Origin of the sequence: Neorhizobium sp. LMR1-1-1.1 (genome assembly GCF_040675795.1) — a bacterium.
GTDB classification, from domain to species: domain Bacteria; phylum Pseudomonadota; class Alphaproteobacteria; order Rhizobiales; family Rhizobiaceae; genus Neorhizobium; species Neorhizobium cellulosilyticum.
Genome location: NZ_JBEGHE010000022.1, coordinates 51,511 through 72,418, shown reverse-complemented (window position 1 = coordinate 72,418; position 20,908 = coordinate 51,511). Strand labels below are relative to the sequence as shown.

General features: G+C 56.4%; 22 protein-coding genes and 3 pseudogenes. 13 read left to right on the top strand and 12 right to left on the bottom strand.

Annotation, left to right across the window (positions count from 1 at the left end; translation table 11 throughout):
* Positions 1-169: 169 nt before the first annotated feature.
* Positions 170-529, bottom strand: a complete 360-nt coding sequence (locus tag MRBLMR1_RS12435; RefSeq protein ID WP_500064865.1) for a hypothetical protein — start codon at positions 527-529, stop codon at positions 170-172.
* Positions 530-625: 96 nt separating this feature from the next.
* Between MRBLMR1_RS12435 and MRBLMR1_RS12430 the strand changes: the two are divergent.
* Both MRBLMR1_RS12430 and MRBLMR1_RS12425 read left to right on the top strand, forming a co-directional pair.
* Positions 626-1,227, top strand: a pseudogene (locus tag MRBLMR1_RS12430) (IS5 family transposase); the annotation flags it as partial.
* Positions 1,228-1,306: 79 nt separating this feature from the next.
* A complete protein-coding gene (locus tag MRBLMR1_RS12425; protein ID WP_500064863.1) occupies positions 1,307-1,966 on the top strand; it encodes a hypothetical protein in 660 nt (219 codons plus the stop codon).
* A 127-nt stretch (positions 1,967-2,093) separates the two neighbouring features.
* Here MRBLMR1_RS12425 and MRBLMR1_RS12420 read toward each other — a convergent pair.
* Both MRBLMR1_RS12420 and MRBLMR1_RS12415 read right to left on the bottom strand, forming a co-directional pair.
* Positions 2,094-2,576 (bottom strand): annotated as a pseudogene (locus MRBLMR1_RS12420) (MgtC/SapB family protein); the annotation flags it as partial.
* A 66-nt stretch (positions 2,577-2,642) separates the two neighbouring features.
* Positions 2,643-2,957: a plasmid stabilization protein gene (locus MRBLMR1_RS12415; RefSeq protein ID WP_500064871.1), complete on the bottom strand. Its 315-nt coding sequence runs from the start codon at positions 2,955-2,957 to the stop codon at positions 2,643-2,645.
* 171 nt (positions 2,958-3,128) lie between these two features.
* Between MRBLMR1_RS12415 and MRBLMR1_RS12410 the strand changes: the two genes are divergently transcribed.
* The gene (locus tag MRBLMR1_RS12410) at positions 3,129-3,212 is read left to right on the top strand and encodes a DUF2934 domain-containing protein (RefSeq protein ID WP_500064870.1); all 84 of its coding nucleotides are present in this window, start codon (positions 3,129-3,131) and stop codon (positions 3,210-3,212) included.
* A 240-nt stretch (positions 3,213-3,452) separates the two neighbouring features.
* Here MRBLMR1_RS12410 and MRBLMR1_RS12405 read toward each other — a convergent pair whose 3' ends face one another.
* Both MRBLMR1_RS12405 and MRBLMR1_RS12400 read right to left on the bottom strand, forming a co-directional pair.
* Positions 3,453-3,665, bottom strand: coding sequence for a hypothetical protein (locus MRBLMR1_RS12405; RefSeq protein ID WP_500064862.1), 213 nt, complete (start codon positions 3,663-3,665; stop codon positions 3,453-3,455).
* Between the two features lie 27 nt (positions 3,666-3,692).
* On the bottom strand, positions 3,693-4,550 hold the full coding sequence (locus tag MRBLMR1_RS12400; RefSeq protein WP_500064860.1) for an SDR family oxidoreductase: 858 nt from the start codon (positions 4,548-4,550) through the stop codon (positions 3,693-3,695).
* A gap of 227 nt (positions 4,551-4,777) precedes the next feature.
* Here MRBLMR1_RS12400 and MRBLMR1_RS12395 point away from each other — a divergent pair, with 227 nt between their 5' ends.
* From MRBLMR1_RS12395 to MRBLMR1_RS12380, 4 genes are all read left to right on the top strand, one after another.
* The gene (locus MRBLMR1_RS12395; RefSeq protein ID WP_500064859.1) at positions 4,778-5,128 is read left to right on the top strand and encodes a response regulator; all 351 of its coding nucleotides are present in this window, start codon (positions 4,778-4,780) and stop codon (positions 5,126-5,128) included.
* Positions 5,129-5,222: 94 nt separating this feature from the next.
* Positions 5,223-5,840, top strand: coding sequence for a flavodoxin family protein (locus MRBLMR1_RS12390; protein WP_500064858.1), 618 nt, complete (start codon positions 5,223-5,225; stop codon positions 5,838-5,840).
* A gap of 338 nt (positions 5,841-6,178) precedes the next feature.
* Complete coding sequence (locus tag MRBLMR1_RS12385) at positions 6,179-6,628, top strand: hypothetical protein (RefSeq protein ID WP_183688441.1); 450 nt, start codon at positions 6,179-6,181, stop codon at positions 6,626-6,628.
* Between the two features lie 388 nt (positions 6,629-7,016).
* Complete coding sequence (locus tag MRBLMR1_RS12380; RefSeq protein ID WP_183688439.1) at positions 7,017-7,391, top strand: VOC family protein; 375 nt, start codon at positions 7,017-7,019, stop codon at positions 7,389-7,391.
* Positions 7,392-7,428: 37 nt separating this feature from the next.
* On the opposite strand, the gene MRBLMR1_RS12375 is transcribed toward MRBLMR1_RS12380, so the two are convergent.
* Complete coding sequence (locus MRBLMR1_RS12375) at positions 7,429-7,860, bottom strand: winged helix-turn-helix transcriptional regulator (RefSeq protein WP_183688437.1); 432 nt, start codon at positions 7,858-7,860, stop codon at positions 7,429-7,431.
* A gap of 99 nt (positions 7,861-7,959) precedes the next feature.
* On the opposite strand from MRBLMR1_RS12375, the pseudogene MRBLMR1_RS12370 reads away from it, so the two are divergent.
* The 4 genes and pseudogenes from MRBLMR1_RS12370 to MRBLMR1_RS12355 all read left to right on the top strand — a co-directional run.
* A pseudogene (locus MRBLMR1_RS12370) lies at positions 7,960-8,169 on the top strand (YciI family protein); the annotation flags it as partial.
* A gap of 181 nt (positions 8,170-8,350) precedes the next feature.
* Positions 8,351-9,130 (top strand): SDR family NAD(P)-dependent oxidoreductase, encoded by a 780-nt coding sequence (locus tag MRBLMR1_RS12365; RefSeq protein ID WP_183688435.1) that lies wholly within the window; start codon positions 8,351-8,353, stop codon positions 9,128-9,130.
* A 79-nt stretch (positions 9,131-9,209) separates the two neighbouring features.
* Positions 9,210-10,031: an oxidoreductase gene (locus tag MRBLMR1_RS12360; protein WP_183688433.1), complete on the top strand. Its 822-nt coding sequence runs from the start codon at positions 9,210-9,212 to the stop codon at positions 10,029-10,031.
* Between the two features lie 273 nt (positions 10,032-10,304).
* Positions 10,305-11,147 carry an ImuA family protein gene (locus MRBLMR1_RS12355; RefSeq protein WP_500064854.1) on the top strand — a complete coding sequence of 281 codons (843 nt, stop codon included), beginning with the start codon at positions 10,305-10,307 and terminating at the stop codon, positions 11,145-11,147.
* 179 nt (positions 11,148-11,326) lie between these two features.
* Here the strand turns inward: MRBLMR1_RS12355 and MRBLMR1_RS12350 are convergent, their stop codons facing one another.
* Complete coding sequence (locus MRBLMR1_RS12350; protein WP_500064853.1) at positions 11,327-11,893, bottom strand: TetR/AcrR family transcriptional regulator; 567 nt, start codon at positions 11,891-11,893, stop codon at positions 11,327-11,329.
* A gap of 147 nt (positions 11,894-12,040) precedes the next feature.
* Here MRBLMR1_RS12350 and MRBLMR1_RS12345 point away from each other — a divergent pair, with 147 nt between their 5' ends.
* Positions 12,041-12,727 (top strand): glutathione S-transferase, encoded by a 687-nt coding sequence (locus MRBLMR1_RS12345; RefSeq protein ID WP_183688430.1) that lies wholly within the window; start codon positions 12,041-12,043, stop codon positions 12,725-12,727.
* A 50-nt stretch (positions 12,728-12,777) separates the two neighbouring features.
* Positions 12,778-13,749 (top strand): alpha/beta fold hydrolase, encoded by a 972-nt coding sequence (locus MRBLMR1_RS12340; RefSeq protein WP_183688429.1) that lies wholly within the window; start codon positions 12,778-12,780, stop codon positions 13,747-13,749.
* A 63-nt stretch (positions 13,750-13,812) separates the two neighbouring features.
* Here the strand turns inward: MRBLMR1_RS12340 and MRBLMR1_RS12335 are convergent, their stop codons facing one another.
* The 5 genes from MRBLMR1_RS12335 to MRBLMR1_RS12315 form a co-directional block, all read right to left on the bottom strand.
* On the bottom strand, positions 13,813-14,901 hold the full coding sequence (locus MRBLMR1_RS12335; RefSeq protein ID WP_500064847.1) for a quinone oxidoreductase family protein: 1,089 nt from the start codon (positions 14,899-14,901) through the stop codon (positions 13,813-13,815).
* 545 nt (positions 14,902-15,446) lie between these two features.
* Positions 15,447-18,569, bottom strand: coding sequence for an efflux RND transporter permease subunit (locus MRBLMR1_RS12330; RefSeq protein ID WP_183688424.1), 3,123 nt, complete (start codon positions 18,567-18,569; stop codon positions 15,447-15,449).
* Positions 18,566-19,654 carry an efflux RND transporter periplasmic adaptor subunit gene (locus MRBLMR1_RS12325; protein WP_500064845.1) on the bottom strand — a complete coding sequence of 363 codons (1,089 nt, stop codon included), beginning with the start codon at positions 19,652-19,654 and terminating at the stop codon, positions 18,566-18,568. The genes MRBLMR1_RS12330 and MRBLMR1_RS12325 overlap by 4 nt, the downstream gene beginning before the upstream one ends.
* 62 nt (positions 19,655-19,716) lie before the next feature.
* Positions 19,717-20,337, bottom strand: a complete 621-nt coding sequence (locus MRBLMR1_RS12320; protein ID WP_500064843.1) for a TetR/AcrR family transcriptional regulator — start codon at positions 20,335-20,337, stop codon at positions 19,717-19,719.
* Positions 20,338-20,397: 60 nt separating this feature from the next.
* Positions 20,398-20,850 (bottom strand): MarR family winged helix-turn-helix transcriptional regulator, encoded by a 453-nt coding sequence (locus tag MRBLMR1_RS12315; RefSeq protein ID WP_183688420.1) that lies wholly within the window; start codon positions 20,848-20,850, stop codon positions 20,398-20,400.
* Between the last annotated feature and the right edge of the window lie 58 nt (positions 20,851-20,908).

Here is a 20,908-nt window from a genome sequence, read left to right as displayed (position 1 = left end):
TGAGACGCCGAAAATCTGCGCCACGCCGGGGTATGACTACGATCGGGCTACGCCCTCACTCCGTCACACCCCGGCGCGAGTCTCATCCTGATTGACGCTGAATCTCACCTAGATTGCCGCTACGCAGTCGCCCTCGCGTGGATCTGTTTTGCTTCACCACGACCTGCCCTTATGCAACGAACCGGACATCGTCCTGATGCAGGTCTGTCCTCACCACGTTCTGCAGCGTAATCGTGTTGGCTGCGTCGAACGAGATGACCGTGTCATTGCCGGTCTGCGCAGCAGCGGCAAGGACGCCCTCGAAGGTCGCAAACAAACTATCGTCGAACTGCAGGACGTCGTCGGTGCCAGCGGCTGCCACGAAGTCAGTGATCAGGTCCTGGCCAAAGCCCTCTGCAAAAACAAAAGTGTCGCGACCGTATTTGTCGGTGATTATATCATCACGAGATCCGTCTATTTCGCCGGGAGAGTTGGAAGCGACTACAATGTTATTCTCGGACGTAGCTCCGATCGACGCGATTTTTTCCAAAATTTGAGTGCGTCCCCATTGCGTCCCATCGCGAGAAGTTCAAGTCTTCAACGTTTAGATCCAACAGCTTAAGTACCGACGTCGATTGCGTGTTGTTCCATCTATGTGCGCTTCCGCCGTTGGGCTGAACAAGGCGTGTGGGATGCTCTCTTTGAAACGCTTGTCGAACTGGGTCTGACTGATGACTGGCAGCACATGATCGACAGCACAACGGTTCGGGGCCACTCGCAGGCAGCGGGCGCTAAAGGGGGACTCATAAGGAGGCTTTTGGTCGATCACGCGGCGGCTTTACGACAAAAATCCACGCCCGCGCAGACGGTCCGGGACGCCCTCTTGGCTTCATCCTGACCGGCGGCGAAACGTCCGACTACAATGCCGTTCCCGGCCTACTAGCGATGCCGGTCGCCAAGCCGAGATTGTTCCTCGCCGATAAAGGATACGATGGGGATTCCATCCGAGAAGAGTTACTGATCAACGGAATTCGGCCGGTTATCCCGCCGAAAGCGAACCGCAAGGCCCCGCCTTTCTGTGACTATAGAGCTTACAGGGACCGCAACCGTATTGAGCGAATGTTCAATCGCCTCAAACAGTTTCGGCGGATCGCAACCAGATACGACAAGACACGGAAATCCTTTGAGGCATTCCTTGCCTTCGCAGCAGTCAAAATATGGCTACCTGACTTTGTCAACAGGACCTAGCTAACCTCCTCGGAAAGTTTCATTTCAACCGGACCTTAATACTTTGATTCGACGTGCATTTACAAATCTGAGCAACGCCATGCTTCCTGTGCTCGGCGCGTTCATTCTCCTCCAAACAGTAATGACACCAACGGTCGCCCACGCGCTGAGCCCGTCTGAGCCGATGATGGCGGTTGAACTTGATGGTGTGAAGCTGTCCATACGCGTCGATGGCTGGATGGGGGCTGAGTTTGACGAACCCGATTTGCCAGGCTCCTTGAGGAACTACCCGACTAAAAATCCAAGGGCAGAAACATCCGCGAACCAGATCCTTAAGCTGAATAAGCGTGATCCGCGCAGATACAAGTTGCGAGCATTTTGGTATTCCTTGGGTCGAGGCTGTAAGGAGCGGGTAATTCTCTCCAGTATTTGCCAACCGCCGGCAGGCTACAGAATGTCGGAAGTTCTCATCGTGAAACCGTCAAAACTCCCAATTCCTCTAAAAGACATCCCGAGACCTCCTGCCTCGGAAACACAGCCGATGATATTTGCCTCACAAACGGCTGAGGAGGGGCGGTGCGAGCCGCCGCAAGCAGGACTATCATGCACGTTTAGAGTGGGAATTGAGGGCCAACTGCTTGCCGTCATTTATTTGGGCACAGCCAAAGGCTCTGTAACGAACACATCGGATTTGCTCATATTTGCCCAGAATATTTTTGAACTACCTCATTCGCGTAGAGGGGCGCAGCAATTAAGATGAGCTACAATTTCAGTTCTTCACAGATGGCAGTAATTCAGGCAGCGTACAGTGATGCGGTGAGCGGCGCAATCACCTAAAGCATTATGTATGATGTCATCCTATCCAACTTGCCGCCCGACGGGACTTTTATGCCGATAGAACCCTTCTGCTCGCTGGATAACCAGACACCGAACGTCCTCATCGGAGAAAGCGTAACAAAAGCAATCACCGAGGCGATGGCGCCGATGATCACCTGCCCACCCCCGAAACACAGACCGACGGTCGTCATGAGCCACAGCGTGGCTGCAGTCGTGACGCCTGTCGCGACATCGCCGCGCCTCAGAATAGCACCGCCGCCGATGAAGCCAACGCCGGTCAAAATGCCAAGTGGCAATCTCAGGGCGTCCATCGATCCATTCGCCGCCTGACTTGTCGACAGGAGCAGATTGGCCTGAATCATCGAGATGCACGCCGCCATCCCGACCAATACCGTGGTCCTGAGGCCTGCGGCATGACCGCCACGCTCGCGGTTGATGCCGATAAGGACGCCGGCAACCAGAGTGGCGGCGATCCGCAAGCCAATATCCGGCCAAGTGCGTGTAATCGGCATCAGCTCGTCGAAGAATTTCATTGGTGTCATCGTTCGGGCTGTGATTGGGCAAATGGACGCCGAGGTGTAACAGCGCCGCCTGTTTTATCAATGATGCGCATGATGCTCGTTGCGCTTGCGCGTTGCAGCAGCTTTCTTCGCCGAAGCGGATCGCTCTTCCTTCGTTCGTGCAGCAGACGCTTGGCCTCCTTTGCGGCCACCTTTTTCCGAAGAGGCATGGCTTTCTGCATGACCGCGACCCGAGTCGGACTTGTTGCCGCCACCGCTCTCCTTGTTCACGGTCGCCCAGGCGCGACGTTCGGCCTCCTTCTCCGGGACGCCGCGCTCCTCATAGCCTTCTTCAATCTGTTCAGCTTTTCGTTTCTGCTTGTCCGTGTAAGCGGACTTGTCGCCACGGGGCATGGAACATCTCCCTAAGGTCATCAGACGCAAAAATAACTGCGAAACCATATGAAGTTCCGCGATGAGAGCCTGAGCAAGCGGGATCAAAAGCGATCCTTGGCGTAACGAAAGGATGCCCTAATTTACCTGTCCGGCGGAGACATTCCCCAGCCAAAATCAGGAGGAGATCTGATGAATAAAGAGGAAATCAGCAGACAGGCCTACGCACGTTGGGAGGCCGAGGGCCGGCCGGATGGCCAGCATGAGCGGCATTAGCGTGAAGCTGAGGAGGCGACGCAATTGAACACCCTGCCGAAGACGTGGTCTTCCGACCATGCTAGAGGGGTATCGCCTAAAACGAAAGTGTCGACAAGCAAACCGGCAAAGCCGGCCCGCGGCGGAGCAAAATCGAAGGCCGGCGATCAGGCGAGCGCTCTATAGTCGCGAGAAATTTGTGATCTATCCGCCCGACAGCGAGATGTCGGGCGGATACTGCTACGAAAGCTGGACCAGAAACTATCGCGAGCTTTCAACAGCGCCGCTGGTGTCGGCAGGATCGTAGTTCAGATCGAAGTCTTTTTCGTTTCTCTGGCCCGGCGGTGTCCGATTGACGGTCGCATCCTCGGATCCCGTCACGACAGTCGGCTTGGCACTATGAACGCCGCTTGCCTTCCGGTCCGCTTGAGACGGCGCGTATTGGCCTTTTGCATCATCTTCCGGTTTGCTCATGGTCTCCTCCTGTTGCTGGATCGCTGATCAAAGAATCGGCTTACCGCCCGTGACGGCGATGGTTGCGCCCGACACGTAACTCGACAGCGGATCAGCGAGCATCACATAAGATGTTGCGAGCTCCGCCGGCTGGCCCGGCCTCTGCATCGGGACCTGCTCGCCAAAGTTCTTCACATTCTCATCCGGCATGGTCGACGGAATGAGCGGCGTCCAGATTGGGCCGGGCGCGACAGCGTTTGCACGGATGCCTTTCTCGGCCAGCATCTGCGCAAGACCTGCCGTAAAGTTCTGGATCGCGCCCTTGGTGGTCGCATAGGCGAGTAGGTGAGGGCTCGGGCTATCGGCATTGATCGAGGCGGTATTGATGATCGCGCTACCCGGCTTCATGTGAGGAACAGCCGCCTTCGTCAGGTAGAACATCGCGTGGATGTTCGTCCGGAAAGTCAGCTCCCATTCCTCGTCGCTGATATCGCCAATGTCGGAGAAGCTCGCCTGATGGGCGGCATTGTTGACAAGGATATCGATCCCGCCAAGCTGCGAGACGGCGCTATCGATGATTTCCTTGCAGTGCGGCGCGTACTGGATATCACCCGGGACCAGGATCGCCCTGCGGCCAGCCTTCTCGACCCAGGCCTTGGTCTCCTCGGCATCTTCGTCTTCGTCCAGATAGGAGATGAGGACATCGGCGCCTTCGCGCGCATAAGCGATGGCAACGGCCCGGCCGATCCCGCTATCGCCACCGGTAATGACTGCCTTCTTGCCGGCAAGGCGCCCTGAACCCTTGTAACTTTCTTCGCCGTGATCCGGGAGCGGCGACATGGCATGTGTCGAGCCGGGCATTGGCTGACGAGGTGTGTCAAACGGGGGCGTCGGGTACGTGGTCATCGCTTTTCCTTTTTTTATGCACTACCGATCGCTACTTGCCATCAGCGCTCGTCATCCGGCGGTTGAAATCGCATGACCGCGGGCGGGTTGCAGACCGGTTTCAGAAACAGGAAAACCGATGGCGCAAGCGGAATGTTCCAAGCGTCTTCAAAGAGGTCGTGACATCAGCGGGAAGCGTCCTAAATTATCGGACGGAATGTGCTTTCGGAAAACGAATGGAGAGCCCGGTGACAACACGCATCCTGATCGTCGACGACGAGCCTCTGATCGCGCTGACCGCGGTCGATATGGTGGAGGCGCTGGGTTACGAGGCAATCGAAGCGCATTCGGGAGCGGAGGCCCTCGAAATCCTGGGGAATGGAAGGAAGATCGACCTGTTGATCACTGACCATTCCATGCCGGGAATGTCGGGCGCCGAACTGGTGCTTGAGGCGCGACTGATCAAGCCTGAACTCGCCGTCATTGTCTCTACCGGCTATGCGGAACTGCCGGAGGGGTTTGAAGAGGGGACACAGTTCCTCAGCAAGCCATATTCCGAGCTCGGTCTGTCTGCGAAAATCGAAGCGGCTATCCGGTAGCTTCGGCACATCAGGGAAAGGCGATCGATCCTCGCACTTAGGGAACTTGGCCGCGAATTGGGGGTTCAGCCGATGGCACAAGTCGGAGAGAACCATGACCCTCAAGGCAATCGCATTCAACGGAACGCTGAAATCATCTGGTGGCGACCCCTCTTCCACCGACCGTCTGCTTGGGCTGATCGCCGACGGACTGAAGAAGCATGGCATCGACACCGAGTTGATCCGACTGGCCGACCACAACATTTTGCCCGGCGTTACCTCGGACGAAGGGAAGGTTGATGCATGGCCGGCCATCCGCGAAAAAGTGCTTGCGGCCGATATCCTGATCGTCGGCACGCCGATCTGGATGGGCCAGACCTCGTCCGTCACCAAGCGTGCGCTTGAGCGGATGGACGCATTTCTTTCGGAGACAGATGATCAGGGGAGGATGGTGTCGTACGGCCGGGTGGCGGCGGTAGCGGTCGTCGGAAACGAGGATGGCGCCCACAACGTCTCCGCGGACGTCTATCAGGCGCTGAACGATGTCGGCTTCACCATCCCGGCAAACGCTGTGGCCTACTGGGTTGGGGAGGCAATGGGGAGCACGAATTTCGTCGACCTGGAAGCGGTCCCTGACGCCGTCACCACCATGGTCGATATGTTGGTACGCAACACGGTTCATCTGGCAGGCTTGCTGAAAGCCAGCCGGTATCCCGGCGAACAGAAGGATTGATCCGATGTCTACAGACAAGCCCCGTCTGGTCGGGTTGAACCATATCGCGCTCGGGTCTCTTCTGTGTTTGATGGGTTCGCTCGTCGCCTTCACGGTCGAAGTCCTGATCGCAGGGCGGAATATGCTGCGACAGATAAGAATGAATAAGGATGTATCTGACTGACCATTGCAAGCCGACTTCTCGATTCCACGGAAGATGGGCTTACGATCAACGAACCTGCCAACGACTGGCCCGCCGCTACCCGATCGTTCGCATTTAATTAAGTTTGTTAGCAAAGACTGTTGTCCGAGGGAGCGCTACGATATGATCCAAGTCTTGTCCTCGCGGCGGAGATTTCATGCTAACGATCAATATCTCTTCCCTAGAAAGAGACCAGGACAGCCCTAATCAGGAGAGCCTTTCTGCGGCGCCGCTACTCAAAGGCTGGGCCGTAGCCGACGAAGGACCTTGGATGCACTGCTGGTTCTACGGACATCCGGAGATTCAGGACGGTACGCATGGCCACACGTTGAACATCCTGGAAATCGATGCCGCCGTTCCCCCGCGTTGGGCAAAGACAGAAGACCGGCTGTATCGCCTCGGCATTTTCTATCCACCGGCGGAGCGTGAGATACGATACTGGGTGTATAAGCAATCTGGTCTAAGTCCTGTGATGCCGGATGGCAGTGACGATATCGAGGCTATGGTTTCGTTTCTTCGTTCAAGCGGCCGCATCCGCAGATCAACCATCGATCGCTTGGAACGTGCTTATCTTGAAGAGCAGGACTCACCGCGAACTGGAGCGTGATCTCGACCTGGACAACCGAGGTCAATCTCCGCAGAGGCCTGATCATGCGGCTGGCTAAAATGCTTTGTCCGGGCCACATCCGGTCGTAGAAACCAAGTTGCCCGCAGTCCCATCTCAACCGACCTACGCGATACGTCGTCGGGCCTCAGCGAGTGTTCGCGGACGGTCTGTGGAAACAAGGTTAGAGACATGTTCGTGCAGGACTTGCATATTGATACGCTGAAAGTGAAGCCGAGAAATTTTCAGTAGACCCATTCGAGACACAAGGGCCTTCGGTGCCTGCTACCTCCGAGACCCACCGACGACATCGCGTGGATTTTGCGACTCTCCCACGCTTACGGTTAAGTTATCAGTGATGGGACCCACAGTTTCTAACTGGAGATAAAGCATGTTCACCCACGTCATGATTGGCAGTAACGACCTCGAGCAGGCTAGACGCTTCTATGATGCCACGTTTGCTGCGTTGGGAGGAAAGCCCGGCGAGATGGATCAGAGAGGCAGGCTCATCTACCTTCATGAAGGCGGTCGGCTGATGATCACGAAGCCGATTGACGGTAAGCCAGCCACCGCTGCCAACGGTGGGACTATCGGGATCGCAGCCGCCAGCCGAGTTGAGGTCCTAGCGTGGCATGCCGCAGGAATCGCCCATGGTGGCACCGCAATCGAGAGCCCTCCTTCGGAGCGTCCAAACGGGGCATTCGTGGCATATCTTCGGGATCCAGAGGGAAACAAGCTCACCGCTAGGACCCAGCCGACCGGGTAGGCGAAGCCTGGAAGCGCATCGTGTTCGTTCTAGGCACTCAGCCAGGCATCACGATCTTGATGGGACGCGACCCGACAGGCGCGCCCGTGGCTCTGTCGATCATCATCGGATCGATTTCCATGCCTGTGCCTTCATCGAAGAAACGGGTGAATTCGCCACCGCCACGATGTTTTCCGCCCCAAGCCGCAAGTGCGAAAAGGACTGGGAGAAGGTCCTGCCCGGCAGGGGTGAGTAAATACTCGTCGCGGGGAGGGCGTTCCGAGTAGCGTCGTTTCTCGAGAAGTCCTTCTTCCGTCATGGTAGCCAGCCGTGTTGCCAGCGGTGTCGGCGCAATTCCGAGGTTTTTGCGGAATTGGTCGAACCGCGTGGACCCGGCGTGGGCGTCGCGCATGATCAGCATGCTCCATGCATCGCCCACGATGGCGAGGCTCCGGGCGATGAGGCATGGCTGGTCCGAAAGATTTTTCATGTCGCTCTCATTTCGGTAGTGACCTACTCTTAGATTGATAGTAACTCTTTGTCCATCGACATTCCAGCGTAGATCTCTGTTGGCCGTCGAAAAAAGCCGATGCCGAACCCCATCAGGAAGACGACGATGAAGTTCTATCTCTGTAAATACATACCCCCGCGCCAGGATTTCCTCGCAACGATGACGACCGACGAAAAGACCTGCATGGGTCAGCACGGCGCTTATCTCGACAGGCTTCTCGAGGAGGGGAAAATCGTGGCGCACGGGCCTGTCATGGACCCCGCCGGCGGTTACGGCGTCTCGCTCTATCAGATTGAAGACGACGAGAATATCGAGGCGCTGACCTCGCTTGACCCGATCGTACAAAACCGCTGGCCACTACGAGCACCATCCGATGCTCCACATCAAGCATCGCGGCTAAGTCCGCAAACCCCATGTATCATCCTGAAACCGATCATCGGCCGTCATTCGACCGCCGGAAGGAACCCCTATGACCATCGCACTCATCACCGGAGCGTCCAGCGGGATCGGCTCTGTCTATGCAAGACGGCTAGCCGCTCGGGGAAACGACCTCGTCCTCGTCGCCCGCGCGACCGATCGCCTCGAAACGCTGGCGGCCCAACTTCGCCGTGAATATGGCATCGCCGTCGAGAACATCACGGCCGACCTCACAGACCCGACACAACTCGGCAGGGTCACTGAGCGCCTGAAGGCAAAGCCCTCTATCGACATTCTCGTCAATAATGCCGGGGCGGGACTGCTCGGCGGATTCACGTCGGCCGATCCTGTGGCGATGGAAACACTGCTTCGCCTGAACGTCGTCGCTCCGACGCTACTGGCTTCCGCGGCAATCGCAGGGATGGTGGAGCGGGGCGGCGGGTCGATCGTCAACATCGCCTCGGTGCTAGCACTTCTTCCAGAACATTCCGATGGGATTTACGCCGCCACGAAGTCCTATGTCCTGACCATGTCACAGAGCCTAGCCGCCGAGGTCTCTCCCAAGGGCGTTTACGTCCAGGCCGTTCTGCCCGCCGCGACCCGTACGGAAATTTTCGAGCGGGCGGGAGGAGACATCAGCCGTATCCAGAATGTCATGGAAGTGGAAGACCTCGTTGACACGGCGCTGATCGGGTTTGACCGGAAGGAACTGGTGACGATCCCGCCCGTGCCCGATGTCGCCACATGGGATGCCTTCGAGCAGGCGCGTGGTGTCTTGGCCGCGGGCTTCAGCAACTCCGAACCCGCCGCACGATACCGCTCCAATCCATGACACTTCGACCTCGCGGGGACCGCTTGCAACTCCCACGCCATCAACACCGCCCTGCATCAGGTGAACGAAAGGAATTTAAATGAACACGAACAATCGTAGCGTCGCCGTCGTCACAGGCGCAGCATCGGGAATCGGTCTTGCTACGGCCAAGGCCCTGGTGTCCGCCGGCTACCAGGTCTTTGGAACCAGTCGGAAGGCGAGGACGGGAACGGTCGCGGGGATCACGATGCTCGAATGCGACGTGACCGACGGCGCTTCGGTGGCTGCGATGGTCGCCGAAGTCGTCAGCAGCGCGGGCCGCATCGACGTCTTCGTCAACAACGCGGGCGGTGCCCTCATCGGTGGTGCCGAGGAATCTTCCGTCGAACAGGCGCAGGCTCTCTTCGATCTTAACGTCTTCGGGGTCGTCCGGACGACCAACGAGGTCCTACCTATCATGCGCAGGCAGCACAGCGGGCGCATCATCAACATCAGCTCCGTGGTCGGCTTTATCCCCAGCCCGTTCAGCGCGCTCTACACCGCCACGAAACATGCCGTCGAGGGTTACTCGGAGTCTCTCGATCACGAAGTCAGATCGCTCGGTATCAGGGTTCTCTTGGTGGAGCCTGCCTTTACCAACACGGCGCTCGACCACAACGCGACGCAGCCCGACCGCATGACGAGCGTCTACGACGCGGGCCGCAAGACGACGGAAGCCGTGTGGAACAGCGCCATCAAGGCTGGCGATGCGCCGGAGCTTGTTGCGGAAGCCGTCGTGAAGGCGGCAAGGGACAAGTCACCTAAGTTGCGCTACCCCGCCACCAAGGCGGCGCGACAACTGCATTTCCTGCGCCGCTTCGTACCCGCCAGCGCGTTTGACAAGAGCCTGCGCAAACAGATGAAGCTATGTGCGACGAACTGAGCGGATGGCTGAGATTGTGGGCTTTGTTGGCCACAAGATGGGCGGTCGTCCGGGAGAGAACTTGATGCAGCGGCGACCAGCTTCTCCAGCCGTTCAATCCGCTCATCCTTGCGGACTTCACGAAGCTGGTTCGTCTATCGGCGTTTCAGCCGGCCCTAATTTATCCTCCGGACGCCCGCTTGACTCTTTCCTGGCAACGGAACAAAAAGAGAACCTCCATATTTTGAGGGGCATGAAGTCCCGTGCAACGCGAACTGAGGAGGTCCGTGAACGATGTCGCGCGCCCATAATCCTCGGGTCATCGAGGAGCTGAGAGACCGCATCGCCCACCTGGAGGGCAGTGCGGCTAAGAAAGCCATTGTGCTGCCCTTCGGCGTTCGCGAGATGGACGAGCATCTACCGGGAGGCGGGCTAGCATACGGCGCTCTTCACGAGATTGCAGGCGGGGGAGCCGGCACGGTCGATGGAGCCGCAGCGGCATTGTTCGCCGCCGGCATCGCCGCGCGCTCGAAAGGCAAAGTGCTCTGGTGCCTGACGAGGCCTGACCTCTTCTTCCCCGCTATTGCCCAGGCCGGCTTGCATCCTGACCGTGTGATCTTCTGCGAAGGCGACAAGGAGGAGGATGTCCTGGCTTCCATGGAAGAGGGACTTTCCTTTGGTGGGCTGGCAGCAGTGGTCGGGGAGCTGGTGCGATTGCCGATGGTGGCATCCCGGCGGCTGCAGCTGGCTGCCGAGAAAACCGGGACCATGGGGCTCGTTGTCCGCAGGTGGCGGCGGCAAACGGAGGCGTCGGACTTCGGCAATCCGACAGCTTCAACGACACGATGGAGGGTGAGCGTGCTGCCTTCGGAGGAGTTGCCAGTCGCGGGCGTCGGCCGCCCACGATGGCTGGCCGAGTTGATGCGCGTGAAAGCAGGCGAGTGTGCTGAGTTTGAAATAGGAGCCTGTGATGCCAAGGGTCGTCTGTGTCTATTTCCCCACTCCGCCAACAGACCGGATAATCGACATGGAGAGGGAGCCGTGCCAGCTGATCAGCCGCTCGTCGTCATTTCCAAATCGGGGTCGAAATGCTGGATCTCGGCTGGCCCGCAGGACCTTTCTAGAGTACGAGGCTGACCTCCAGAGTGGAACCATCCTCAGGGCCATTGTCGTGATCGAAATGGACGATAAAGGCCTTGTCTCTCACGTCAGCGTGCGGATTGAGCCCCTTGGGGCCGCGTTGGCGATCGCCGAGAATTTAGGGCCGATCGTTCACTCGCTCGCAAATTGATATAGCCGAGAGACACCAATAGGGACTAAGTGGGCAGTAGGCCGACCTCGATAAAGGCTTCGATCGAGGCATCAAAAGTTTCGAGGTCGGTCTGCCCGCGGGCGATTAACTGGGCACCTTCCACCGCCGAAAATATTGCTAAGGCTCTCTTTTCCCGATCTTTTGTCGAGCCATCGAAGCCGCTGGCTGTAAGAAGCCTCTCCAGCCAACCGATGTTAACGGTCGTAAACCGTTTGACTTCTATGCGAACGATTTCGGGCAGCTCATCAAATTCGGCGATCATGATCCCGCACAAACACATCCTATTGTCTCGCTCGAGTGCGGCCCGGAAAGCGTTCGTGTACGACCGGACCGTTGTTTTGATCGAAGAGCGGTCTAGTGGCAGAGAATCTAGGAACTCTAGTGCTTCGTCCGCATACTGCCTTGCAAGTGACGCGCCCAGGTCACCCTTGGTCGGGAAGTGATAGTGGACGCTCGCGCTCTTCACCCCGATTGCTTTCGCGATCTCGCGAAAACTGATCGCGCTGTATCCGTGTGTCTGCACGACAGCTTTTGCAGCTTCCATAATGTTGGACCGGGTATCTGCACTCATCTCAAAAATCCCTATTGATCGATAGATAGATGATTTGATCGCCGCGCTCAAGAGTTGGAATGTATCTATCGATAGATAGGCAATTGACATAGGTGCATATGCACGCTAATTGCCTATCTACCGATAGATAAAAAGGAGTGATCGGTTATGAAAATCTATGATCGTTCGGGCTTCCCGAACCCGGCCCGCATTCGCATCGTCCTTGCCGAGAAGGGGCTCGACGCTGAAGTCGAATTCGTTCCCGTCGATTTGATCACAGCGGAACACAAGCAGGAAGCTTTTCTTGCACTAAATCCATCAGGTGTGGTCCCAGTGCTTGAGCTCGACGATGGCACCTTCATTTCTGAAGCAACTGCAATCACCGAATATCTCGACAACCTTGATGGCAAACCACGCCTTACCGGGAACACGCCTAAGGAAAAGGCTCTGATCCATATGATGCAGCGCCGCGCGGAGGCCTACGTTCTGGATCCCGTGGGCATCTTCTTCCACCACGGCACTCCGGGCCTGGGTCCCGATTTGCAGGCATTCAAGAGCCCGGAATGGGCGGGCCGCAAAGAATGGGCCGACCGAAATCGTCTGGCCGTCGAGAATGGATTTCGCTATTTCGATGGGGTGCTCTCGAAGACGGCTTTTGTCGCTGGCGATACGTTCTCGATGGCGGACATTACCCTTTTTGCAGGGCTTGCCTTCGGCGACGCGGCAGGCGTGCATGTCGGCAGCGAACTTGTAAATCTGAACAGCTGGCGCGGCCGTGTGGCGGATCTGCCGAGTGTCAAGAACCGGTCCGGGCAAGCTTTCCTTGCAGAGGACGCCACTCGCCTTGGCTTCTGAGGTTTGGTTGCCGAAGCAACTGCCCACGTCCTAAACGTAGAGATTTGATCATGACTCAACACGACAATATGGCTGCCTCGCGCCGCAACCTTCTGAAAGGTGCAGCTTCGATGGCGGTGGGTGCAGGGGTGATCGCAACCGCCGCATCGGCGAACGCGTCCTCCAAAGGCAATACCAAAATCAAGGTGAAGGCAAAGACGTCGTCCACCATCACCACAGACGATGGTACCCAGATCTATTACAAGGATTGGGGAACTGGCCCTGCCGTGGTTTTTTGCCATGGGTATCCGCTCTCGTCTGACGCATGGGAAAATCAGATGTTTTTCCTGGTCCAGCACGGCTTCCGTGTCATCGCTCACGATCGTCGTGGGTTCGGACGTTCAAGCCAGCCTGCCGACGGGTACGATTACGATACTTTCGCAGACGATCTGGCAGCACTCCTTGACGCTCTGGATGTCCGCGATGCCGTACTGGTCGGTCACTCGATGGGCGGGGGAGAGGTTGCCCGATATCTCGCGCGCCATGGCGAAGATCGGGTGAAAAAGGTGGCGCTGGTCGCAGCAGTCACCCCTTTTCTGCTTAAGACTGCAGACAATCCGAATGGTGTCCCCAAGGAGTTCTTTGACACCTTCCGCTCGGCTGTCGTGTCGGACCGTTCACAGTGGAACCGTGACGTGTCGATGCCCTACTACAATTTCAACAGGCCAAACGCCAAGGTCTCCGAAGGAGTCCGTGAGGAATACTGGCGACAGGGTCAGGCAACCGGCATGATGGCCGCCTACCACGCTCTCGGCGCTTTTTCCGAGACTGACTTTCGGACAGATCTCAAGAAAATCTCCGTTCCGACGCTTGTTGTTCATGGAAGCGACGACCAGATCGTCCCGATCGAGATCTCTGGCAATATTGTCATGAACTACCTCAAGAACGCAACCCTCAAGGTCTATGATGGAGGTTCGCATGGCCTCATCCTGACCGAGAAGGAAAAGCTAAACGGCGATCTTCTTGAATTCGCTCGCGCGTAATGGCTAGAAATAGGCCCCGGCAAAAGCCGGGGCCTATTTTTCACGATGGCTACTCGAGTAAGTTCAGTAACTACTCTCAGAGCTTGAGAGAGCAACGGCAATTTTTCCGTAACCTCCGGATGCCTCTCGTAGTGACTGAAGCCCACTATTAATGTCGTCTACGGATCCGTTCACGGCTTTAGCGATCAATGGACGAACGACACCTTCGCTATGCCACCGCATTGATGCCTCCATCCCCGTGCTTAGGAAAACCTGAGCATCGCCATCGATGAGTTTGCCTTCGCCGAAAAAGCTCAGAACATTCGCATTGATGTTCGTCGCTCCCTTCGATGCAAGAATTTGGTCGACCCGACTCTCTGTGACGGACGTACGCGTCGTTCGACCTGGACCGACGCCGAGGACAACCCATCGTCCGCCAGGCCGCACAAGATGGGCCGTCTGTTCGAAGCTCGTCTCAGAATAGGTAGCATCGAATGCAATATCGAAACCCTCTCCCTTTGTCAGGTCCACCAATTGGTCTGATGCATCGGGCGACTTGTAGTCGATGACCGCGTGAGCGCCGCAATCACTTGCGGTTTGTCGATTATGGTCGGTGCTTGCACTACTGACGACGAGGCCTGCACCCAACGTCCGCGCTGCCATCTGCACAGCAAGGTGGCCAACACCACCAGCGCCGCCAGGAATGTAGATTGTCTCGCCACCCTTTACGTGTGGCTTGAGACCAAGGTAGGCAGCAAGGAAACAGATAGGCAAGACTCCAGCGTCCTGAAAAGATATTGCCTCCGGCTTCTTGGCAGCAAGGTAGCTTCTAACGACGGCATATCCGCCCTGGCCACCTGTCGCCCAACCACCATGGCCGTCGCAGTCCGCCATTCCAACGACGCTGTCGCCAATTGCGAAATCTGTCACATTCCGCCCCTTGGCGATCACGACCCCGGCGACGTCGAAACCGAGGGCGACGGGCGGCTTATTGCCGAAGAAGTTCAGGTCAGCAAGTTTGAATTCCAAAGGATTCAAGGACGAGGACAATACTCTTACGAGAAGCTCATTGTCCTTCGGTTGTGGCACCGGGCGTGCGAAGGATGTTAACGGAAAACCGTTGCCATCGGAGATATATCCGATCGCATCATAGGTAGCGGGTATGTCGATCAATTAAACCTCGAAGTTTTATGGTAGCTTTACTCTGTCCGGCGAATTAGCAGGCTGCCTCGCCGGACAGCTCTGTCACGGCAAGTATCGGATAATGTCGGTAGGACACTTGCAAAGATTTGAGACGTCATCGGGGTCTCGCCAATGTGCACATCCGTTGGCTTGGCCTAATGCGAAGGATGAGACGCGAGGCGTCTCGATAGACACACCTCTATTCTCTATTGCTGCCGCGGCTCCCGCCACGATGATACCCCCAAATGTGACCCCGACGATAAATGCATCGAGGACGGAAAGTTGAAGATCACGAATCCTTTCGAGGTACGGAGCATCCAACTCACCGCGGCCACGCAGCCCTGCCCGCTCGACACCAAAGTCATGCTCTGGTGCGTTTGAGTAATCCCTTCCGTGACCGTGGACGGATGAATTTTCTGTTGGAGCTGCCCATCCAAGAAATCGTGAAAGGCGCGGTGTCACTACGTCTTTTCCTCTAAAGCAACTTGAGCGGTTCGGGGATTGCGAAGGTCAGTGAGACTGCCTGACGTCATCTGTCAGCGCTTAACGACTTCAAATCTAGGGAGAGTAGCTGAGCTGTGTTCCACCCCAGCATTGGCCGCGCCACGATCGACTGGCGGCCGGATCTTGAACCATAGAGCATAGAGTGCTGGCAGCCCGAGCAGCGTCAGAACTGTTCCGCCAAACGTGCCGCCGATTAGTGTAAAGGCGAGTGACGACCAAAAAACCGAGAAGGTCAGGGGAATGAATGCCAGAACTGCGGCGAGCGCTGTAAGGATAACGGGTCGGGCGCGTTGCACGGTCGCCTCAACAACAGCATCAAACGGCGACAGGCCCTCATGCTCGTTGGTGTGGATCTGGCCGATGAGAATCAGAGTGTTGCGCATAATGATCCCTGCCAAGCCAAAGAAGCCCAGTATCGCATTGAAGCCGAAGGGTTGGTCGAAAATCAGCAGCGTGGGAACCATGCCGACCAACGCGAGCGGTGCGGTCAGGATGACCATGAACATGTGAGAGAACGAACGCACCTGTATGATAATCACAGTCAGCATCAACGTGAGCATGATCGGAAAAACCGGAATAAGTGCCGCATTTGCCTTACCGGCCTCTTCGATCGAGCCTCCGGTTGCAATCTGATATCCGGCAGGAAGCTGCTCAGTTATCCCCTTTAGATTTTTGAGGATCTCCCCGGAAACATCGGGTGGCTGCTGATCTTCTGCAACGTCGCCTTGGACAGTCATCGTGGGCATCCGATCACGACGACGCATGATGGGTTCTTCCATCTGGACCTCCATACGTCCGATCTGTTCCAATGGAATCTTTTGACCCGAGCTTCCAACCAGCACGAAGTTTCCAATTTTGGACGGATCAAGCCGCTCGCTCCCGGAGCTACGGGCGACGACATCAACTGTCCGAATATCCTCACGCACCTGAGTTATTGTGGCGCCCGTGAGATAAAACTGAAGTTGTTCCGACACATCGTGCGAGCTCAGGCCAATCGCCCTGAGCCTGTTTTGATCCAAGACAAAATGGATTGAAGGAACCTGTTGGCCCCAGTCGAGGTTCACTTGGCGCATGTGGGGGTTGGCGTCCATGACGGACTTCACTTGGCTAGCGATATCGCGGACCTTAGACAAGTCTGGCCCAGATATTCTGAATGCGACGGGAAACTGAGTATAGGGACCGAACGTAATCTGATTAGCCCGGATCTTTGCTTCGGGTGCCAGTCCTTCAGCTGCGGCCTGACGAACCTTTCGCTTCAATATATCTCGGGTTTCGGGATTTTTCGTAAGAACGACAATCTTGGCGAAGGACGGATCGGGTAGTTCGGGAGATATCGCAAGGTAGAACCGGGGTGCGCCTTGCCCAATATAGCTGGTGACTATCAACGCCTCAGATTGGTCCTTCAGCCAGCTCTCAATCCGTTCAACGACCATTGTCGTTTTACCGATAGCAGTGCCGTATGGCATCTGGACTTCGACGAACACCTCGGGACGGTCAGAGACCGGGAAGAACTGCTGCTTCAAAAAGCCCATGCCGACAACCGCTGTGACGAATACACCGATCACGGACGAAACAACGATGAGCTTGAAACGGACGGCTTGGCTTATCAGCCTCCTTAGCCGGTTGTAGTTTGGCGTCCCGTAGATCGCCGCATGGCCACCGACAATCGGTTTGATTTCCGGGAGCAGTTTTACCCCTAGATAGGGTGTAAAGGCGCCTGCGACCAACCAAGAGGTGAGTAGGGCGAAAAATACGATCCAGAAGATGTTGCCGGCATACTCTCCAGCACTCGACTGCGCAAAGCCGACGGGCATAAGCCCGATCGCTGTTACGAGCGCGCCCGCGAGGCGAGGGGAGGCGGTGTGAATCCAGGCTTCTCCAGATGCTCTGATTCGGTCAAAACCCTCTTCCATCTTCACGACCATCGTCTCGATAACGATGATAGCGTCATCGACAAGGAGACCAAGAGCTAGGATTAGAGCGCCCAGCGTGATTCTATCGAAGTCTCGTCCGGTCACCTGCATAATGATGAACACGCCAGCAAGCGTTAGCGGAACTGCGGCTGCGACGACTACGCCCACGCGCCATCCAAGGCTCACAAGACTGACGAAGATCACAACCCCTAAAGCCACGAAAAATTTGAGCATGAATTCGTCGATCGACTCGGCGATGTTTACTGCCTGGTCAGTGATCTTGATCAGCGACATGCCAAGCGGAAGGTTGGCGGAAATCGCTGAAACTTCTTTCTCGAGCGCTCCGCCTAACTCAAGACCATTCCAACGGTCTCGCATGACAACACCAAGCTCTAAGGTTGGTTCACCTTGATGCCGAATGAGAAAGGTCGCCGGGTCCTCGTATCCGCGTTTGACCTCGGCCACGTCTGATAGTTTGAGGATACGCCCTTGAGACACGATCGGAGTGTTACGGATAACGTCTAGATCGTCAAAGCTTCCCTGCACCCTCACCTGAACTTCGGGGCCGTTGGTCTGGATAGAGCCTGCTGGCGTTACGAGGTTTTGATTTGCAAGAGCCTGAAAAATCTGTGACGGGACCACGCCAAGGGTGGAAAGCCGGTCGTGCGAGAACTCGATGAAGATCCTCTCTGGACGCTCTCCAATTATGTTGATTTTCTTCACTCCAGGAACGTGAAGTAACCTTTGCCTGAGTGTCTCGGCCTCTCGTGCCAGAACGCGCGGAGGCTCATTCTTCGCCTTTAGAGCATACAGGGCGAAGGTCACGTCAGAATACTCGTCGTTCACGAAAGGCCCGGCGACACCTTGGGGCAGCTTGGAGTCCTCGTCCCCCATTTTTTTTCGAGCCTGATAAAACTGTTCAGCTACTTCCGATGGCGGCGTGTTGTCACGCAAAGTCAGCGTAGTGAAGGCCAGACCAGGACGGGTGAACGTCTCGGCGCGATCATACCACTTCAGTTCTTGCAGCCGCTTCTCAATTGGTTCCGCCACTTGGTCCTGCATTTCCTGCGCAGTCGCGCCAGGCCAAGCTGTGATGACCGTCAACACCTTGATTGTGAAACTCGGATCCTCGGCTCGACCGAGCTTAAGGAACGCGAAGCCGCCGGAGGCGGTTATCACGATGATTAGGAAGAGCGAGATTGCACGCTCGCGGACGGCCAAGGAGGAGAGATTGAAGCTCACTGGAGATCTCCCTGCGCAACGCGAACCTTTTGATCCTCACGAAGAAGATGAGCACCAAGGGCGACAAAGCGATTGCCTTTCTGCAAACCCTCGGAAATAGCCGCACTCTCAGCATCAAGGGAGGCAACATGGACGGTGGTGAAATGCACTGTGTCGTCATTGGCAATAAGCCAGACGCCTGGGCCTTTTCCTGCGTCAAAAATGGCGGATAGCGGAACGCGAACGAAGGGCAGCGTAGCCGGCTCCGGAATTGTAATGTTGATAGTTGATCCAATAGGTGCTGATGCAGCGGCGCCATCCAGGACATAACGCGCCTCGAAGGTCCTGGTGGATGGGTCGGCAGAATTTGCGAGCTGACGCAAAGTTGCATCGCCCCGGTCATCGCTGTTGAACACTACAGCATGGGCTGTCGATCCGACCAACGGCAGAAATGTCTCTGGCAGGTCGATTGAGGCTTCTCGTGGGCCGGCATGGGCCAATCTGACCACTGCTTGCCCGGCAGCTACGACTTGGCCCGGCTCAACGAGTGTTTCGAGCACCGTTCCGTCAGAGTCTGCGACAAGCTCGGAGTAGCTGGCCGTGTTCTCCGTAACCCTGACTTGGGCTTCAGCGGCATTGAGCTTCGCAAGGGCGACATCTGCGGCTGCTTTCGCCCTGCTATAATTCGTCTCGGATACTGCGCCAGTTGCGACCAGGTTCTTGAATCGGCGTTCGTCGTCTGAAGTCTGGACGACCTCCGCCCTGGCCGCCTCCACTGACGCGCGTTCTGCGTCAATTGCCAGATCGTAATCCGTGTTATCGATCTTGAATAAAAGCTGGCCTTTTCTAACGTTCTCGCCAGTGTCGACGAGGCGCTGCGTGACCTTCCCTGTGACGCGGAACCCAAGGTCACTCTGGACCCTCGCTGTCACCGTCCCTGTGAAAGTTCGCTCTGATCTCTCAGGATCACTGACAAATGCAGACCGAACTAGGGGTGGCTGCAAGCGCGGATCGGATTGGGCCGTTTCGCCCTTGTCGCATGCCTGCAGTCCAACGGCCGACGAAAGGAGAAGCCCAGTGAGGAAGGTAGTTCGGACAAGACTCATAGATTGACGCCCTCAAAGAAAGCGTCAATCATATGACCAGTGACCAAATTGTCAACTGGTCACTATGGGGCGAGGCTTCTTAGAATCAGACTGATGACCTCATTTGATCCATTAGGGACAGCGGCGAGATTATGCTCCAACATCGCAGGGTGGAAGAACGGCTGCATCGCTTGAACAATTGCGCGACAGGTTTCGTCTATTGGGGTCTTCTTCTCGAACTCCCCACTCTCGCGACCGCCGATGATTATGCTCTCGAGAACCTGCTCGAGGCGTTGAGCATGTGCCACGGACGAGGGCCAGTTCTCGGAGGTCGAATGGGTTGCGATGTCGTAGAGTTGGCGGTCGACGAAAAACAACTCAACATTCTTTTCAATGATTGTCTGGAAATATGAGCGAAGCTTATGTGAAGCAAGCCGGTTACTTGAGATTGCCTCTTCCGCAGCTGTGGAGATTTTCGCCAACTGCTGCGAGCATATCGCCTCGCCGATGGACTGTTTGGAATCGAAGAATTTGTAAATGTACGCTTTGGAGAAGCCGATGGACTTCGCCAGGTCGTTCATTGTCGTCTTGCCGTATCCGAAGTGACTGAAATAGTCGTTTGCGGCTGTAACAATTTGATCGCGAATAGCGTGCTCGGAGGGGCCGCGTCTGGTGGTTGCTGAAACTGGATGCTCGTGTGCCATAGTGAAAACGTAACATTAGATTGAGGTCCGCACAACGAGTGACCAATTCAGTCTATGGTATCAGTATGCCATTGGCAAAGCCTTGGTCAGGCCCTCGCGAAGCCGCCGTGCCTCACGTTGACCAATCGCGCCCTCTACTTCCGCCTGCGCTGCTTCCCAGAATGGGCGAGCCTCCAAGAGCTTTTCCATGCCTATTGTCGTTAGACTGAAGGAGTTGCGCCGCATTTCTTGGGGATCCCGGACAGTTTCCACAAAACCGCTCTCTTGAAGCGGGCGAAGGATTCGCAAGAGTGACGTGCGTTCCATAAATAGAGCCTCACCCAACTGATTTATCGTCAGGGGTGTTCCCGCTGCCAAGAACTCAAGGATAGCGAAGTCGCCCGCAGAAATTCCAGTCACCTGAAGGTGCTTTTGATAAATCCGTGCGATGAAACGGGTAAATTGCCGGGCGGCAAGCGAATAACACAAGTCCATAGTTTTTGGTGAGTATTTGCCACCATCTTTGTCGATCATGGGAACCTCTCCAAATCGGCCTTGCTCGTTTCCTATCCGACCTTCTCATCTCGGTCAA